The sequence below is a fragment of the Nocardia brasiliensis ATCC 700358 genome (assembly GCF_000250675.2).
GTDB classification, from domain to species: domain Bacteria; phylum Actinomycetota; class Actinomycetes; order Mycobacteriales; family Mycobacteriaceae; genus Nocardia; species Nocardia brasiliensis_B.
Map to the genome: position 1 here is coordinate 2,767,305 of NC_018681.1, position 15,491 is coordinate 2,782,795.

Sequence of the window (15,491 nt, forward strand, 5' to 3'; positions counted from 1 at the left end):
GCCGTGGTGTGCCATGCGGCGCAACACAAGACAATCAGAGGAGTGCGACGATGGCTCTGGATACCGCGTTGGACCGCGATGAGGTGCTCGCCCTCATCCGGACCGCGCTCGACGAGGACCTGCGCTACGGACCCGATATCACCACCGCCGCAACGGTTCCGGCCGACGCGGTGGTGAAAGCGTCGGTGGTGCCGCGCCAACCCGGCACGGTCGCCGGACTCGACGTCGGGCTGCTGGTGCTCGACGAGGTGCTCGGCGCGGGCAGCTACGAGATCACCGGCCGCGTCGCCGACGGCACCCGGGTGACGCCAGGACAATCCGTACTCACCGTCGTCGCGCCGACCCGCGGGCTGCTCACCGCCGAGCGAACCATGCTCAACCTGGTCTGCCACCTCTCCGGCATCGCGACCGCGACCGCCGCCTGGGCCGACGCCGTCGCGGGCACCGACTGCAAGATCCGCGACAGCCGCAAGACCTTGCCCGGCCTGCGCGCACTCCAGAAGTACGCGGTCCGCGTCGGCGGCGGGGTGAACCACCGGATGGGACTCGGTGACGCCGCGCTCATCAAGGACAACCACGTCGTCGCCGCGGGCTCGGTGGTGGAAGCCCTGCGCGCCGTGCGCGCCCTCGCCCCCGATATCGCCTGCGAGGTCGAGGTCGACAGTCTCGAACAGCTGGACGCGGTGCTCGCCGAGAACGTGGAACTCGTGCTGCTCGACAACTTCCCGCTCTGGCAGACCCAGGCCGCCGTGCAGCGCCGCAACGCCACCGCGCCGGGCACGAAGCTGGAGTCCTCCGGCGGGCTCACCCTCGAGGTGGCCGCGGACTATGCCCGGACCGGCGTCGACTACCTGGCCGTCGGCGCGCTCACGCATTCGGTCCGGGTGCTCGACCTCGGGCTCGATATGTAGCGGAACGATCTCGTTCGCCGATCTAAGGACGTGTTGTCTCGACCCGATCGGTACCTTGTTTCACCGCGCGCTCGTTCACCGCTGTGTCACCCTGCGAGTATGAAGCCGACGACGGCGCTGCTGGTCGCGGTCGTCGCCGCGCTGGCCGCGCTGTGGTTCGGCGTTCCGGCCGCGGCCGCGGCACCGGACTGCGCCCCGGACAACGTTGCGCGACAACCGATCACGATCGCGGTCGACGGCGAGCAGGCGAGCGGCTGGGCCTACGAGCCCTATGCCTGTAGTCCCGGTGACCTGCCCGCGCGTCAGTTGATCGTGGCGGTACACGGCTTCAACGAGAAGTCGGCCGACTATCCCGACGTGATGTCGGCGCTCGCGCAGCGCAGCGGCGCGACACTGCTCACGCTCGATCAGCGCGGCGGAAACAGTCGGTGGAAAACAGGGGAGTGGAACCCGTGGGCGGGCTGGCACGATGTGGTCGCCGCCGCCCAGTGGTACAAGGACGAGCATCCGTCCGTCGGCAGAACCGTGCTGTGGGGTTGGAGCCAGGGCGGCATGACCAGCGGGCTGGCGCTGGCACACGGGCCCGCCGGGTTGTTCGACTATTGGGTGAACACCGCGGGGCCGTCGAACGCCGTCGACTACTGGAACCTGGGCAACAGCCTCGGACTACCGCAGCTGACCCAGATCGAACGGGACGCGGGGGACTGTTCACCCACGGAGTGTCCACAGGCGTACCGGGACCGTTCCACCGCGGCGCTCGCCGCGCAACTGCACGCGCGACGTAGCTTCCTGGTGCACGGCACCGCCGATCCGATTGTCCCGTACCAGCATTCGCTCGACCTGAAGGCGGGACTCGCGGCGGCGGACCGACCCTATTCGATGTACACGATCATCACCGGCCGCGGTCCCGACGGGGCCGTCCTGCCTGGAACCCACTGGATAGGACCGGTCTGGTTCCAAGGGGCGTGCGTGGTCGAGCGGATCCTCACCGATCGGGAGCCGATGGACCGGACCGCGCTCGAATACACCACCGACGTGCTCGCGGGCGTCGACACCGCGCCGCCGGCACCGCCCGGTGCGACCTGCGCGGGCTGAGTCGCGTCAGGCGGTCAGTTCCCGCTCCAGCGGGGTCCGGAAGCGGGGGATGGCGCGGACCTCGCCGAACCACGCGCCGGTGCGCTCGGCCTCGGCCTCGATCATGGCCTCGGCTTCCGCACCGACGTCTTCCAGTAGCCGCCAGGCGATTTCGCCGTCCTTGCGCTGGGCCCACCCGCCGACGATGCGGCCGCCCCACCAGATCGTCGGGCCGACATTGCCGTTGCGGTCGAACAGCGCCGGCGCGTGCGGACCCAGGTACCACTGCCTGGACTGCCAGCCCATCGGCGTCGGATCGAGCGCGGGCAGCAGCGCGGCCCAAGGTGCCGGTGCCGCAACAGGTTCCACATCGTCAGCGAGCAACAGGCCGGTGCCGCCGTCGAGTTCGACCTCGACGGTATCGAGAGCGGTGAGCGCCTTGCGGACTTCGCCGACGCCCCAGCCGGTCCACCACTTGAGATCGGTGAGCGGCGCGGGACCGAACGCCCGCAACCACTGCCGGAGCAATTCGGTGCGCGCCTGCTCGGCCGAGAGGGCCGCAATGCCTTCGGGAAGCCAGGATTCGATCGGCGACCAGGTGTACTGACTGCTGGTCCAGCCGCCGTTCGGGCGGCCGCGGACGATACGGCCCTCGCAGCCGAGGGTCACCAGCACCCAGGTGGTGATGTTGGTCGGCTTCGAATAAGCCTTCTCCGGTGCGGTGTTCACCTGGGTGCGCAGCCGGGGCACGTCCTTGCTGAGCTGTGCGCCGGTGGCCGCGCCGCGGGCCAGCAGGGCCGCGTGCGTTTCGGCTTCGACCTCGGCGAGCCACGGCGGCACGGCGCCGTCGACGACCCCGGCGACCTCGAGATACTTGCCGTAGGTGCGACGCTGCTTGTGCGCCAGCGCATCCGCGCACGAGGACTGCAACACCGGTAGCAACTCGACCGGGACGACGAACATGGTGCGGCGCATCGCCAGCATGCGCAGCAGCGTCCGGTCGTCGTAGAGCGCCTGTTCGACGTGTGCGGGGGTGAGCGTGTTGCTGCGCGCCCCGACGGACAGATACACCGTCGCCGGGTCGGTCGCGTGCAAGGCAACCAGTGAGCGAGCTATCTCGGTGACCTGATCGGACCGGTTCGCCGTCGCGAGCCGGTGCCGTACCGCCAGCCGAGCGCGTCGCTCGGCCACATCAATCGAACGCATAGGCGAAAGCCTAGCGTTTGCCGGTGACCGATCAGAGTCCGAAGTCCTGCGGGTTCAACTGCAATGCCTGGCAGGCGTCGCGGACGGCGGCGATCTCGGCCTGATCGAAGCTGCCGTCGGCATTGCCGACCATGATGCCGATCTGGATCACCGCGCTCGCCTCGGTCGGCTTACCCGTCGCCTTGCCGATCTGCTGCAGCACGTACGCGCGACCGAACGCGGGATCGCTGGTCAGGCGGTTGCAGTTGTCCTCGAACCGGGCGCGCAGGTCGTCGATGGGGAAGTTCGCCCGCTTGCTGACCGGTGTGGCGGTCGGCGCGACCGTGTCGGCGGGCATGGCCGCGGTCACCGATGTGGCCGGGCCTGCCGGGAAACGACTTGCGGCACTGGCCGCTTCGACGGCGATGGTGCTCGGGGCCGGATCGGGGCCGTTGCTCGCCGGGGTGCTCGCGGAGGCCGTGCCCGGTCCGACGGTGACGGTGTTCGTGGTCGAGATCGCGCTGCTGGCTTCGGCTTTCGTGGTGGTCGTGCGGCTGGCAGCGGCGCCGGGATCGGGTGCGCGCGGGCCGTGGATCCGGATTCCAGCCGTGCCGCGGGACGGCCGGATCGCGGTGCTGCTCGGCATCGCCGTGTTCGCGCCCGGCATCACCGCGACCTCGTTCGTGCTGTCGCTGGGTCCGTCCCTGCTCGCCGACCTGCTCGGTGCGGCGAACGGAGTGGTCGCGGGCGGCCTGGCCTTCGCGATGTTCTTGGGCGCCACCGGTATTCAGCTTGCCGCCCGGCGATTGCGGGTACGCACGATGCTGCTCGGCGGCGCACTGGCCACCACCGCGAGCATGCTGTGTCTGGTCCTCGCGGTAGTGCTGTCGTCGCTGCCGTTGTTCGCCGCAGCGGCGGTGCTGGCTGGATGCGGCCAGGGGCTCGGACAATTCGGCGGCCTTACCGCAATCAGCGCCTGCGTCCCCGCGGGTCGTCTCGCCGAAGCGAACGCCGCCCAGAACGTCGGCGGCTATCTCCCGGCGGCCGTTCTCCCTCTCGCCACCGGATACCTCAGTGACGCAGTTGGCTTGACCGCCGGAACAACTGTCTTCGGCATCGTCGTGAGCGCCGCGGCGATCACGGGCGGAGTGTTCGTCGCGCTACGAGCGGGGGAGGTTGCGACGGTGTGAGGGGCATTCCGAGCTTCGCCGGGCGCAGCCGGTGTCCGTCTCCGCAAAGTGCGAATGTTGTTGCGAGCTGGCGGATCTAGCGGCGGATGATGGCGACCGCATCCTCGAAGAGGCGTTCGGGGTCGTCGGCCCCGCCGGAGCGATACCACGCGTCGACGGCGGCATCGAGGCAGGCCAGCGCGGCGGCGACGAACGCGAGTGCCCGGGGGTCGGGTACCGGAGAGGCGGGCAGGCCGAGGCGGCGCTGCACCTCGGGGGCGAGCAGTTCCTGCCAGCGCAGCTGCTTCTCCAGGTGCCGGGCGCGCAAGGAGGGCGCCTCATGGTGGATGCGGGCGAGGGTGAGCTGCTCCTCCTGGGTGCCCTCCGACTGCTGGAGCACCAGGAAGGCTTTTCGGATGGCGGTCCAGGCCGACTCGTCGCCCGGGCGGGCTGCCAGCGCCGCTCGCACCGACTCTCCCAGCGCGTCGGTGTCGCCCAGGACGACGTCCTCCTTGCTGCCGAAGTAGTGGAAGAAGGAACGGCGGGAGATGCCGACCGCGGTGGTGATCTGGTCGATCGTCGTCGCCTCGAAGCCGTTCTCCGCGAAGAGCCGTACTGCGGTGGCGGTGATTTCCGCGCGAGCCGCGCGGCGGGCGCGTTCGCGGAGCGTAGGGGAGTCGACCATGCACTCAGTCTACTTATCTTCACAAAGTGTAATAGTTTGCACTGAGTGCAAATCATGCATATGGTGCAGCTATGACCTCGATCAGCTTTTCCGGCCAGACCACGATCGTCACCGGCGCCAGTTCCGGCATCGGTGCTGCTTTCGCCCGCGAACTCGCCCGCCGCGGCTCCGACGTCGTCCTCGTCGCGCGGCGGCAGGACCGCCTGGAGGTACTCGCCGCAGAACTGCGGACGCAGCACGGCGTGCGCGCCACTGCGGTCGCCCTCGACCTGAGCGAGCCGGGCGCGGGCCGGCGGCTGGCCGCCGACCTGGCCCGGCGGAACATCGCCGTCGACGGCTTGGTGAACAGCGCCGGTTTCGGCACCGACGGCGTCTTCCACGAAGAGGACCCAGACCGCCTCACGGACGAAATCAACGTCGACGTCGCCAACCTCGTCGACCTCACCCGCGCGTTCATCGAACCGCTCCGCGCCTCCGGCCGGGGTGTTCTCGTGAACGTCGCGAGCATGACGGCCTACACGCCGATGCCCGCGATGGCGGTCTACGCCGCCTGCAAAGCCTTCGTCCTCAGCTTCACCGAGGCGCTGTGGTACGAGTCGCGCGGCACCGGCCTGCGGGTGCTGTCACTCGCCCCGGGCCTCACTCGCACCGAATTCTTCGATGACCTGCGCAGCGGGGAGCATCGGGGCGCCTACCAGACACCCGAGCAGGTGGTCGCGACGGCGATGCGCGCCCTCGACCGCGGCCGGCGACCGAGCGTGCCGTCGGGCCGCCTGAACGCGCTCGTGCTGAATCTGCCCCGTTTCCTCACCCGCCGACGTGCCGTCCTGCTCAGCGGGATGATCTCGGCGCGGTCTTCCGGGGCCGTGGTCGCGGCGTCATAGTGCGCTGGTCGTCTTGGCTCGCCGAACATGGTGCAGATCGCACCGAGCGTGCGCCGAGATCCTCAGATCGACTCGGCCCGTTGGTCTTCGGTCCTCGTACCCCGTTCATGCCACGGCTTTACTCAGCCAATGGCGGGCGTAGGGATCGAGTCGTTCGCCGATGATCGCGGACACCGACTCGAGGTGAGGTGGTTTGATCCGTACGCCCACCGCACGCGATTCCGGACCACCCACGACGGCGAGCACACGGGAGACCAATTCGTCGGGGATCTGCCATATCTCGCGATTGACGGTCTCGCCGTTGATCGTTCCGTCCGTGGTGTAGGTACTGGTCAACTCCCAGACGAGGGGCGCATCGGCGGGCTGTATCGCGATCTCGCACAAGCGGCATCCGAACTCGCCCTGAAAGGTCTTGTGCCGGATACACATATCGAGCAGATACGGCTTCGGTGCGAGAGTCCAGTCACCGAAACCGGAGTCGATCGTCGGGCCGGCGTGAAACGTGGTGAGCATCCGCATGAACGCACCGAGGCTGTTATCGACCGACGGGGTGTAGTGCAGTTTCTCCCAACCGGTCCGGCGGTTCGCGCGGTCGAGCAGGACGATGAAGAAATCTCGCTCCGCCTGGTGATCCTGCGTCCACGGCAGCTCGGCCAGGTCGAATCCTGCGAAACCGCGGGTGTGGCGCGCCAAGTCGCAGAAGTGCAGCACCAAATGCTGCTGCCATACCGTGCGCGCCACCGACGAACCAGCCAAGGCGATCACATCGCAGAACACATCAGTGGCGCCGTTGCTCATGTAGACGTCGAGGCCCGACGCAGCCGCGCGGAAACGGTTGCCCATCGTCTCGACCCTAGTAGTCCGGCCGCACCCCGATACTTCGCTACTCGAGACCGGTGCACGGACCGTGGGGTCTCGGCCAGTCCGGGTCGGATGCTGCGGCTCTTTCAGTTCAGCGGCGCGCCGTTGTCATCGGTGTGCTTCGCCAGCGGCTTGCCTCGCGCTGGAAGCCGTGCAGGAGGTGGACGACAGGGCGGCGGGTGCGGGTTAGGCGAGAGGCAGGTGGCGCGGGCTGAGTTTTGTTGGTGTTTCTTGCGTTTGGGCTTGTTGGCTGGCTTCCGAAGGTTGACTTGCCCAGTCTTGTGGACCTGCCGCGGGAGTTACATGGATAGTGCTGAGCGCGTCGTGTGCTGTACCCGGCTGTAGGCGCGCGTCAGGTGCGCGGTGTCATGTCCCGGCGTGGTCATCTCGCTGTGGTCGCGTCTCGAGCGGCTTGGGGGAAGAGGGCGGGGAGGGTGGTCTGTACCACGCGGCAGATAGGTGGGGGTTCACAGAGTTTCGATACGGTTCACAAGGGTTATAGCTGCTGTGAGCCGTATGGAAGCTCTGTGGAGTGCCCGGCCGCACCGGCGCGCCGAGAGGATCACGCCGAAAACCCGAGGTCGGCGTGTACCAAGCGACAGCTTGGTGCGTGTCGACACGCGGAAACCCCACAGCCGCACCACTTCTCGGGATTTACACCCCTTCTGGCCGCCAAAAACCGGTGCAAGTCCCGAGAACTGGTGCGAATCCCAATGCGTTGTGGCGGCGGGCGGGCGTGTTGTGGGTGGGCAGCGGGGTGAGTCAGGCCGTTGTGTCGGTGGGTGGCGGAGTTATGCGGTTGGGCGTGTTGCGGGGCAGTGTCACGTGTCGGCGGGAGGGCGCCGTGCCATCATTCGAGGATGTGGCGCGGGAAAGTACTGGTGGCGGTGGGTGTGCTGTGGGGTGCGTTGGTGGTGGGTGCGCCGGTGGGGGTGGCGGAGCCGGAGTGTGTGGCGCAGGTGGGGGTGCGGGCGGTGACGTTGACCGTGGATGGGGAGGAGGCGACGGGGCGGGTGTACGAGCCGTCGGGGTGTGCGGCGCCGACGAAACTTGTTGTCGCGGTGCATGGTCACGCCGGATCGTCGGCTGACTACGCCGGGTATCTGATGTCGATCTCGCGGCGTACCGGGACGCCGGTGCTGTCGATGGATCTGCGGTCGGCGGACAGCGTGTGGCGGACCGGCGAGTGGAATCTGTGGGCGGGACAGCGCGATATCGTGGCGGCGACGCAGTGGTATCGCGGCGAGCATCCGAGCATCGAGCGCACCGTGCTGTGGGGCTGGAGCCAGGGTGGCATCATGAGCGGCCTCGCGGCGATGCACGGTCCGCGCGGGCTGTTCGACTACTGGGTCGACAATTACGGTCCCGCAGACGATTTCACGATGTGGCTGGCCGCGGGCCAGGTCGACCCCGCGCTGCCCGGACAGATCGAACGCGACGCGGGCGGTTGCACGCCGTTCGTCTGCCCGCAGGCCTACATCGAGCGTTCTCCCGCGCTGCTGGCCGGTCGGCTGGACGTGCGCCGCACCTTCCTGATCCACGGCACCGGCGACGATGTGGTGCCCTACCCGACCTCCCTGGAGATGCGCGCCGGACTGCTCGCCGCCGGCAAACCCGTCTCGATGTACACCGTCGTCACCGGCCGCGACCTGAACGGCACCGTGGTCCCCGGCGATCACAGCGTCGGTCCCGCCTTCTTCGAGGGCGGCTGCGTAGTGGAACGTCTCCTCCTCGGCACCGAACCGTCCGACGGCCCCGACCGCGACTACCTCATCGACGTCGCCCACAACCTGGTCACCGCCCCCGCCGCACCCCCGAATGCCAAGTGCGCCACATGATTTCAGTGCCGGCCTGAAGCGGAGCCCGCCGCGCCAGTGGATCTCGATTGGAGTCGCGGGTTCCCGATCTGAGCACCAAGTGCCGCGAATATCGCTCCGTCAGATATTGAACGTGCATGGTGCCGGGTCCGGGTCCGGGTCCGGGTCCGGGTCCGGGTGCATGTGCCAAGTGCGTCGAGTGCCGTGCACCGCGTGCCAAGCACTGCGTGCCGCACCGAGCACCGTGGGCCGCGCACCGCATGCCGCACGGTGCCGTGCACCGCGCACCGCGCACCGCGCACCGCGCACCGCGCACCGCGCACCGCGCACCGCGCACCGCGCACCGTGCACCGTGCACCGTGCACCGTGCACCGTGCACCGTGCCGCGGGCCGTGCGCCGGTAGCGGCCGCCCGATCGCCCGGCACGGCACCGGATTTCGACATTCTTCGACCGACAGGTCGGCGCATGGTGCGCGGACCTGTGCAATAGGCGCGTCCGTCTCCGCGGCCGCCCCGAGGCCCGGGCGCGACTCGATGCCGCGTGCGCGCGGGTGCCGGACTCGCGCGGAGCGGGCCGCAGCCACACCAGACCGCGCGCCACGTGCCGTGCACCGTGCACCGCGGGCCGTGCACCGAGCACCGCGTGCCGCCTACCGCGCGGCACTGACGCCACCTCTTCCCGGACACCAGTACGCCGCACACGCGCCTAGCGCCGAGCGCCGAGCGCCGAGCACCGCGCGCTGAGCCCGAGCACCGCGCGCTGAGCCCGAGCACCGCGCGTCTAGCGCCGAGCACCGCGCGCTGAGCGCCATGTGTGATTGCCGGGGGTTGTGGTCGAACGTCGGCTCGCCCGTGTAGCTGTCAACGCCGGAGGTTGCGAGCTGATCGGTTCCTGAGGCGGGTGCGAAGTATCCTAACTATTGATTTGATAACGATCGTATCTGCTACGTTAGTTATGTGGACAGACCGTATGGCACGTCGTCGGCTGCGGAGAGCCGTGCCCGGCGGTGGTTGCGTCGCACATTGATCGCGGCCGGCTGCGTGGTGGCGCTGGTGGTGGGCGCGGGGGCGTGGGTGATCTATGCGAACGACTTCGACATTCGGCAGGAGGAATTGACGATTCCGGGGTCGACGCAGCCCTTGCAGGCGACGTTGGCGATGCCCGGGCACGGGCAGGGACCTTTCGGCCTTGTCGTGTTCGTGCACGGGGACGGGCCCGCCGATGCCGACCGTGACTCGTTCTACGAACCGATCTGGGAGTCGTTCGCCAAGGCCGGATACGCGTCGCTGTCCTGGGACAAACCGGGCATCGCTGGGGCGCAGGGGAATTGGCTCGACCAGAGCATGCACGACCGTGCGGTCGAGGCCGAAGCGGCGATCGCGTGGGCGCGACAGCGTGGCGATATCGATCCGCGCCGGATCGGCATGTGGGGGATCAGTCAGGGTGGGTGGGTCGTACCAGAGGTGGCGGCGCGGGATTCCGAACTTCAGTTCGTGATCCTCGTTGGCGCAGCCGTGAATTGGTTGCGGCAGGGCGAGTACAACCTGGTCGCCGAGTTACGGTATCGGGGCGCTTCCCGGGCCGAGATCGATGCCGCTCTCGATCGTCGCAATGTCGGATTGCGGTTGCTCCGCGAGAACGCCACCTATCAGGAATATATTGCGGCCCAGGCTGATTCGGAGCCGATGTCCGAGGATCGCTGGAACTTCGTGCTGCGGAACTATCGGGCCGATGTGACCGCCGTCCTGCCGGAGGTCGAGGTCCCCGTGCTGCTGATACTGGGTGCGGACGATCTCAATGTCGACGTCGACGAGACCGAACGTGTCTACCGCGAAATCCTTCCGCCACAACAGCTCACGGTGCAGCGCTATCCGAACGCTTCACACAGCATCGTCGAATCCCGCTTCGACAACGACCAGGACTGGCGTGCGACCGTGGTGGCGCTGTTCGCGCCGCGTTCGCTCTACGCACCCGGCTACCTGGATTCATTGCGCGAGTACGCGGAACGGCAGACGGTCCGCTGAGTGCGCTCCGTCGAGTGACCGGTCCGCCGTGGACCAGCCATTCCGCGCCTGTTCGATCGGTTCTTGCTCGATCGAGTTGATCGGTGCGCGTGCCTTGCGTCCCGACGCGGAAATTCGACTACGACGGGTGCGAAAGGTCGGCGGCTCCGCTGGTGACATTCGTGTACCAGCGGAACAGTCGAACTGGTTGCGCGGGATCGGATTTGCGAAGCTCCGCCCAGCACGCGGCTACCGCCGCACGCGCGGCGGCGCCGATCCACGGCTGGGGGAGTAGTTGTGGTGGTAGCAGGGGATCCGGCTCCGTCGCGTGGGTGAATTCCGCGGCCAGGGCGACTGCGATCGTCAGATGCCGAATGCGGGAGGAGGTTCGCAGTTCGCCCAGGCAGTGTTCCGCGGCGTCGAGTAGCCGCCGGTGGCCGGCGGCGACGCGGTCGAGCGGCCACAGCTGCTCGGCGATGTCGCGCGGGGAGACATGACGACCGAGCGTCAGATCGCTACTGGTGAACGTGGTGATCTGGTCGAGGACGCCCAGCTGTGCGGCCGCGGAACGGATTCGGTCCTCCCAGGGGTTCGCCGAGACGTACAGGCCACCCTGAATCGGTGCGCCACCGAGTCGGACGATGGTGTCGCGCATGGAATCTCGTGCGTGCCGCGCTGATTCGGGCACACCGAACGCGACGAGATGCCAGCGGCCGTCCCAAGACGCCTCGCCACGATCCTGGGCATACATGTAGCGCACGAAATCGAGGTCGGGCTCGAGGCTGTCGCGGGTCAGATCGGTTGCGCGCAAAACGGCTTTGCGGCCGCGACCTTCCTGGACGAACCTGCCCTCGGCGACGAGTCGTTTGATGCAGAGCCGGACCTGTTGATCGCTCATTTCCAGCGCGTTGGCGACATCGTAGAGCTCGCCGGCGTCGATGGTCGCGTCCTCGCGGACCAGGCTCTCCACCAGCATCCGGGTCGAGATCTCGGTGTCGGGTAACTGCTTGTCGCTCACGCTCACCTCGCTCTACCTCGGCCGCCAGCTTCAGCTATCGCATTTCGTACGTTCGGTCGTGTTCCGATCGATCACTATACGTTCTATCCAGCGGCCAGCGTCGGTCCCCGCTGGGTTCGGCCCAAGCTCCGCCGCGGTGAGCGCGACTCCGGGGATCGAACCGTCCAGTGCGACGCCGTGCCCGACACCTACCGGCAGCACCGACAATTCGAGGTATGGACCGTCGGAGCGCAGTATCGGCCCGTGCATCGGTATGCGCCGATCGCCCGCGGTGAGTAGCCCCGTCCGGCCGGAAGCGCAGGTGACTAGTGCGGAACGCGCCGCGTCCATGTTGCCGCCGACGTTGATGACCAGCTCGAAACAGTGGAAAGTTGGGATCGGTAGGTGGCGGGCTCGGCATGTACTCGGCCCATGACATCTTCTCAATCTCCCGCTAATCGACCGCAGTCCACCGGGTTGGACAAGAAGACCAGCGCGATCCTGTCTTACGCGCTGGGCTGGGTCACCGGGATCATCTTCCTCTTCGTGGGAAAGAATGATCCGGACGTGAAATTCCATGCCGCGCAATCGATTGTCTTCTTCGGGGCGGTCTCGGTGGTCAATATCGGGCTGAGTATCGTCGGCTCGTTCCTGGCGGCCCTGGGCATCCTCTTCAGCCTCGTCGGACTCGTGGTCGCGGTCTTCTCGTTCGTCGTCTGGATCATGGCCATGGTCAAGGCGAACGGCACCGGCGGTGTCCGGGCGGAGCTGCCGTTCGTCGGACGGTTCACCGCCCCGTACGCCGATCGCCTGGCCAACTCGATCAACTAGCTGGAGATCCACGCCCGACCGATGCCGCAGCACGGCGGCATCCCGAAGACCCACGGCCCGAGACCATCTCGGGCCGTTGGCGTCCGCGTGGCAGTGAGCACAAGGGTCAGGTTGTGGTCTGGGCTAGAGCGTCCGGTGTGAACAGGTAGCGGGTGAACCAGCGCGGTACGCGGCGTTGAAGTTCGTGGTCGCCGTGTACCTGGACACCGGGTTGTTGCAGCAATTGCGGCCAGGACAGGTTTCCGAGCCACCATTCGGTGGCCGCCCGGGTCGGTGCGGTGAGCCAGATGTCGACGGGCGCACCGGTGTCGTCGCGGCACAGATCCACACTGGTGCGGGACAGGTGCAACCAGAATCTGCGGTCGGCGATCGGCCGGTCGGTGAATTCGATGGCCATCACGACCCGGTGCTCGGGCAGTGCGGTGATGTCGACGCGGCGGCGCATGTCCCAGGTGAGGGCGACGGTGTCGAGGTCGTCGTCGCCCAGGGCGGCGCTGTCGGTGGTGACGGTCCACCGGGCCAGTTCCCGGACCACGGGGGCGAGTGCGGCACCCGCGTCGGTGAGGCGATAGCCGTCGACGATGCCGGCGGTTCGCAGCGTCCGCAGGCGCGCAGACAGAGTCGCCCGGGGGGATTCGTGGCAGTCCCCGGCACAGGTCACCGAAGCTCGATGCGCCGAGCAGCAGTTCCCGGACGATCAGCAGCGTCCACCGCTCACCGAGCACGTCCAGCGCCCGCGCCACCGCACAGAATTGTCCGTAACCAGCCACGACGCCAAGCGTAGGTACTTGCGTGCCCGCAGCGTAGTTCAAGAACTGAACTTCCGGCCCCGGGGCGGCGCCTCGATGATCGGCAGTGTCGAGGAAGACGAGGTCGACGGATGCGTCGGAAGGACGAGCACATCATGGAAATCGGTAGCAGCGTGCTGGCCGCGATCGGGCACACCCCACTGGTACGACTGCGCAGGGTGGTGCCCGCCGGTTGCGCGACCATTCTGGTCAAGGTCGAGGGCAACAATCCGACCGGCAGTATGAAGGACCGGATGGCGCAAGCCATGGTGAGCGCCGCCGAAGCCGACGGCCGCTTGCGGCCCGGTGGCACCGTTGTCGAATACACCGGCGGCAGTACTGGTGCTGCGCTGGCGCTGGTTTGCGCGGCGCGGGGATATCGCCTGCGCATCGTCACCTCGGAGGTGTTCAGCGCGGAGAAGTTGGTTCAGATGGCCGCGCTGGGTGCCGAACTGACCCTGGTTCCGAGTGCGAACGGGAAGATCACCGAGCAGTTGATCCGCGACATGATCGACACCGCAGCGGAATTCGGCCGGCAACCCGACACCTACTGGACCGACCAGCTCACCAACACCGACAGCATCACCGGCTATCACGCACTGGGCGAAGAGGTCTGGGCGCAAACCGATGGACGCGTCGACGGTTTCGTGCAAGCAGTCGGGACCGCGGCATCACTGCGCGGGGCGAGCGCACCACTGCGGCAGCGTAATCCGCGGCTGCGGGTGGCCGCGGTCGAACCGGGCGAATCCGCCGTGCTGTCCGGTGGCCGTCCCGGTGCTCACCTCATCGAAGGCATCGGGATCGGCTACCGGCCCCCGATGTGGGACCCCGAGCTTCCCGACGAGATCATCCCCGTACCCACCGCCGATGCCGAAGCCATGGCACGACGACTTGCCCGGGAGGAAGGGTTGTTCACCGGAACCTCCTCCGGCGCAAATGTTCTCGCGTCGATCGCGCTCGGGCAACGCCTCGGTCCCGAGGCCACCGTCGTCACCATTCTGGTGGACTCCGGCCTGAAATATCTCAGCACGAACGTGTTCCGGGCAAAGTAGCTGAAGGCCGCGCGTGCCGGACCGGGACCTCGCCACCGGGCAGGCTCGCGATCAGCGGGGTGTGCGTGCTGGCGCGACTGTCGAAACTGATGGACCGCTTCGAGGCCCGCGAGTGGATCGTGCGCCGGATCGTCTTCGATCCGCTGACGACCGCACAACGCCGCCACCTCGGCACTGCGCTGTCCCGCGTCGCCGAAACCGTGCGGCGGGAGATGTCCGGTCCCGTCCACTGCGGTGCGGACCGGATATTCCGCCCCTCATCATGGCGGATCCCACAGGGGCGGGCACCGGGGGGTGGGAACATGATCATGGCCACCCAGGGTTGACGTGATTACGCCGACGACGAAGTGAGGGTGCGATGACGAAGCCGACCGACCCGGCCTACCGCTGGAACAACGCCGAGCTGGATCTCGACGGGTATCTGGCCCGGATCGGCTTCGACGGGGAGCGCGCACCGACGTTGCGGACGTTGCGGGAGCTGGTGCGGTTGCACACCACCACGATTCCGTTCGAGAACCTGGAGATCATTCTGGGCAGGCCGGTGCTGCTCGATCTGGAGTCCTTGCAGGAGAAGCTGATCCGGCAACGTCGCGGTGGTTACTGCTATGAGCACGTCACGTTGTTCGCGGCGGTGCTGGAACGTCTCGGGTACGACATCATCGCCTTCAACGGCCGGGTGACGATGGGCGCCGATCAGGGACTGCGTCCGGCCACGCACGCGCTGCTGCGCGTGACGACCGCGGACGACGACCGGGTCTGGCTGGTCGACGTCGGTTTCGGCTCCGGCCCGCTGGAGCCCTACGAATTATCCACGGAGACCGGCGAATTCAGTGCCGGCGCATGGCGGTTCCGGCTGGAACACACGCTCGGCGAACTGGACAGTGACCGTTGGGTGCTGCACCAGTTCGGCAAGGACGGCTGGATCGATCGCTACACGTTCGCGACCACACCGCAGTACCGGATCGATTTCGCGGTCGGCAACCACTTCGTCTCCACCTCGCCCCGTTCGCCGTTCACCACGCGGCCGTACGCACACCGCTTCCTGCCCGACGCCGACCACATGATCGACGGCACCACCGTGGTCACCACGCGCCCGGACGGCAGCAGCGACACCCGGGAGATCGAGGTGTCCGAGGTGCCGAAGGTCCTGTCCGAACTGTTCGACATCGACCTCACCGAGGCCGATGCCGCGAAGCTGGTAGAGGGGGACTGGCAGCGGCGGTGACGGGGCGT

At 67.8% G+C, this 15,491-nt stretch carries 15 protein-coding genes and 1 pseudogene; 10 read left to right on the forward strand and 6 right to left on the reverse strand.

Features of this window, described 5'->3' with window-relative positions:
* Positions 1-50: 50 nt before the first annotated feature.
* Positions 51-911, forward strand: coding sequence for a carboxylating nicotinate-nucleotide diphosphorylase (nadC, locus tag O3I_RS12385; protein ID WP_014983258.1), 861 nt, complete (start codon positions 51-53; stop codon positions 909-911).
* Between the two features lie 99 nt (positions 912-1,010).
* Positions 1,011-2,006 (forward strand): alpha/beta hydrolase family protein, encoded by a 996-nt coding sequence (locus O3I_RS12390; RefSeq protein ID WP_014983259.1) that lies wholly within the window; start codon positions 1,011-1,013, stop codon positions 2,004-2,006.
* 6 nt (positions 2,007-2,012) lie between these two features.
* Here O3I_RS12390 and O3I_RS12395 read toward each other — a convergent pair whose 3' ends face one another.
* Both O3I_RS12395 and O3I_RS12400 read right to left on the reverse strand, forming a co-directional pair.
* Positions 2,013-3,191, reverse strand: a complete 1,179-nt coding sequence (locus tag O3I_RS12395) for a winged helix DNA-binding domain-containing protein (protein WP_014983260.1) — start codon at positions 3,189-3,191, stop codon at positions 2,013-2,015.
* A gap of 31 nt (positions 3,192-3,222) precedes the next feature.
* Positions 3,223-3,477 (reverse strand): annotated as a pseudogene (locus tag O3I_RS12400) (tellurite resistance TerB family protein); the annotation flags it as partial.
* Positions 3,478-3,526: 49 nt separating this feature from the next.
* Here O3I_RS12400 and O3I_RS12405 point away from each other — a divergent pair.
* Complete coding sequence (locus O3I_RS12405) at positions 3,527-4,360, forward strand: MFS transporter (RefSeq protein WP_193364894.1); 834 nt, start codon at positions 3,527-3,529, stop codon at positions 4,358-4,360.
* A gap of 76 nt (positions 4,361-4,436) precedes the next feature.
* Here the strand turns inward: O3I_RS12405 and O3I_RS12410 are convergent, their stop codons facing one another.
* Complete coding sequence (locus O3I_RS12410) at positions 4,437-5,024, reverse strand: TetR/AcrR family transcriptional regulator (RefSeq protein ID WP_014983263.1); 588 nt, start codon at positions 5,022-5,024, stop codon at positions 4,437-4,439.
* A gap of 71 nt (positions 5,025-5,095) precedes the next feature.
* Between O3I_RS12410 and O3I_RS12415 the strand changes: the two genes are divergently transcribed.
* Entirely contained in the window at positions 5,096-5,908 is an 813-nt protein-coding gene (locus O3I_RS12415) for an SDR family NAD(P)-dependent oxidoreductase (protein WP_014983264.1), read from the forward strand.
* 105 nt (positions 5,909-6,013) lie between these two features.
* Here O3I_RS12415 and O3I_RS42575 read toward each other — a convergent pair whose 3' ends face one another.
* Entirely contained in the window at positions 6,014-6,751 is a 738-nt protein-coding gene (locus O3I_RS42575) for a hypothetical protein (RefSeq protein ID WP_014983265.1), read from the reverse strand.
* An 878-nt stretch (positions 6,752-7,629) separates the two neighbouring features.
* On the opposite strand from O3I_RS42575, the gene O3I_RS12425 reads away from it, so the two are divergent.
* Positions 7,630-8,607 carry an alpha/beta hydrolase family protein gene (locus tag O3I_RS12425; RefSeq protein WP_063632245.1) on the forward strand — a complete coding sequence of 326 codons (978 nt, stop codon included), beginning with the start codon at positions 7,630-7,632 and terminating at the stop codon, positions 8,605-8,607.
* A gap of 1,002 nt (positions 8,608-9,609) precedes the next feature.
* The gene (locus O3I_RS12435; protein ID WP_014983268.1) at positions 9,610-10,611 is read left to right on the forward strand and encodes an alpha/beta hydrolase family protein; all 1,002 of its coding nucleotides are present in this window, start codon (positions 9,610-9,612) and stop codon (positions 10,609-10,611) included.
* A 118-nt stretch (positions 10,612-10,729) separates the two neighbouring features.
* On the opposite strand, the gene O3I_RS12440 is transcribed toward O3I_RS12435, so the two are convergent.
* Entirely contained in the window at positions 10,730-11,566 is an 837-nt protein-coding gene (locus O3I_RS12440) for a phage repressor protein (protein WP_051066936.1), read from the reverse strand.
* Positions 11,567-12,019: 453 nt separating this feature from the next.
* On the opposite strand from O3I_RS12440, the gene O3I_RS12445 reads away from it, so the two are divergent.
* A complete protein-coding gene (locus tag O3I_RS12445) occupies positions 12,020-12,418 on the forward strand; it encodes a DUF4870 domain-containing protein (RefSeq protein ID WP_041562581.1) in 399 nt (132 codons plus the stop codon).
* 106 nt (positions 12,419-12,524) lie between these two features.
* Here the strand turns inward: O3I_RS12445 and O3I_RS12450 are convergent, their stop codons facing one another.
* Positions 12,525-13,079, reverse strand: coding sequence for a hypothetical protein (locus O3I_RS12450; RefSeq protein WP_051066580.1), 555 nt, complete (start codon positions 13,077-13,079; stop codon positions 12,525-12,527).
* A 219-nt stretch (positions 13,080-13,298) separates the two neighbouring features.
* Here O3I_RS12450 and O3I_RS12455 point away from each other — a divergent pair, with 219 nt between their 5' ends.
* The 3 genes from O3I_RS12455 to O3I_RS12465 all read left to right on the forward strand — a co-directional run bounded on the left by O3I_RS12455 (position 13,299) and on the right by O3I_RS12465 (position 15,483).
* A complete protein-coding gene (locus O3I_RS12455) occupies positions 13,299-14,258 on the forward strand; it encodes a PLP-dependent cysteine synthase family protein (RefSeq protein ID WP_014983273.1) in 960 nt (319 codons plus the stop codon).
* Between the two features lie 89 nt (positions 14,259-14,347).
* Positions 14,348-14,584, forward strand: a complete 237-nt coding sequence (locus tag O3I_RS46040; protein WP_041562582.1) for a hypothetical protein — start codon at positions 14,348-14,350, stop codon at positions 14,582-14,584.
* A 32-nt stretch (positions 14,585-14,616) separates the two neighbouring features.
* A complete protein-coding gene (locus O3I_RS12465) occupies positions 14,617-15,483 on the forward strand; it encodes an arylamine N-acetyltransferase family protein (RefSeq protein WP_014983275.1) in 867 nt (288 codons plus the stop codon).
* The last annotated feature ends 8 nt before the right edge of the window (positions 15,484-15,491 follow it).

What these genes read in the sequence shown, in the direction of transcription:
- nadC (WP_014983258.1), top strand. Translation starts at nt 51, where the DNA reads ATGGCTCTGGATACCGCGTTGGACCGCGATGAGGTGCTCGCCCTCATC.
- O3I_RS12390 (WP_014983259.1), top strand. Translation starts at nt 1,011, where the DNA reads ATGAAGCCGACGACGGCGCTGCTGGTCGCGGTCGTCGCCGCGCTGGCC.
- O3I_RS12395 (WP_014983260.1), bottom strand. Translation starts at nt 3,191, where the DNA reads ATGCGTTCGATTGATGTGGCCGAGCGACGCGCTCGGCTGGCGGTACGG.
- O3I_RS12405 (WP_193364894.1), top strand. Translation starts at nt 3,527, where the DNA reads ATGGCCGCGGTCACCGATGTGGCCGGGCCTGCCGGGAAACGACTTGCG.
- O3I_RS12410 (WP_014983263.1), bottom strand. Translation starts at nt 5,024, where the DNA reads ATGGTCGACTCCCCTACGCTCCGCGAACGCGCCCGCCGCGCGGCTCGC.
- O3I_RS12415 (WP_014983264.1), top strand. Translation starts at nt 5,096, where the DNA reads ATGACCTCGATCAGCTTTTCCGGCCAGACCACGATCGTCACCGGCGCC.
- O3I_RS42575 (WP_014983265.1), bottom strand. Translation starts at nt 6,751, where the DNA reads ATGGGCAACCGTTTCCGCGCGGCTGCGTCGGGCCTCGACGTCTACATG.
- O3I_RS12425 (WP_063632245.1), top strand. Translation starts at nt 7,630, where the DNA reads ATGTGGCGCGGGAAAGTACTGGTGGCGGTGGGTGTGCTGTGGGGTGCG.
- O3I_RS12440 (WP_051066936.1), bottom strand. Translation starts at nt 11,566, where the DNA reads ATGCTGGTGGAGAGCCTGGTCCGCGAGGACGCGACCATCGACGCCGGC.
- O3I_RS12445 (WP_041562581.1), top strand. Translation starts at nt 12,020, where the DNA reads ATGACATCTTCTCAATCTCCCGCTAATCGACCGCAGTCCACCGGGTTG.
- O3I_RS12455 (WP_014983273.1), top strand. Translation starts at nt 13,299, where the DNA reads ATGCGTCGGAAGGACGAGCACATCATGGAAATCGGTAGCAGCGTGCTG.
- O3I_RS46040 (WP_041562582.1), top strand. Translation starts at nt 14,348, where the DNA reads ATGGACCGCTTCGAGGCCCGCGAGTGGATCGTGCGCCGGATCGTCTTC.
- O3I_RS12465 (WP_014983275.1), top strand. Translation starts at nt 14,617, where the DNA reads ATGACGAAGCCGACCGACCCGGCCTACCGCTGGAACAACGCCGAGCTG.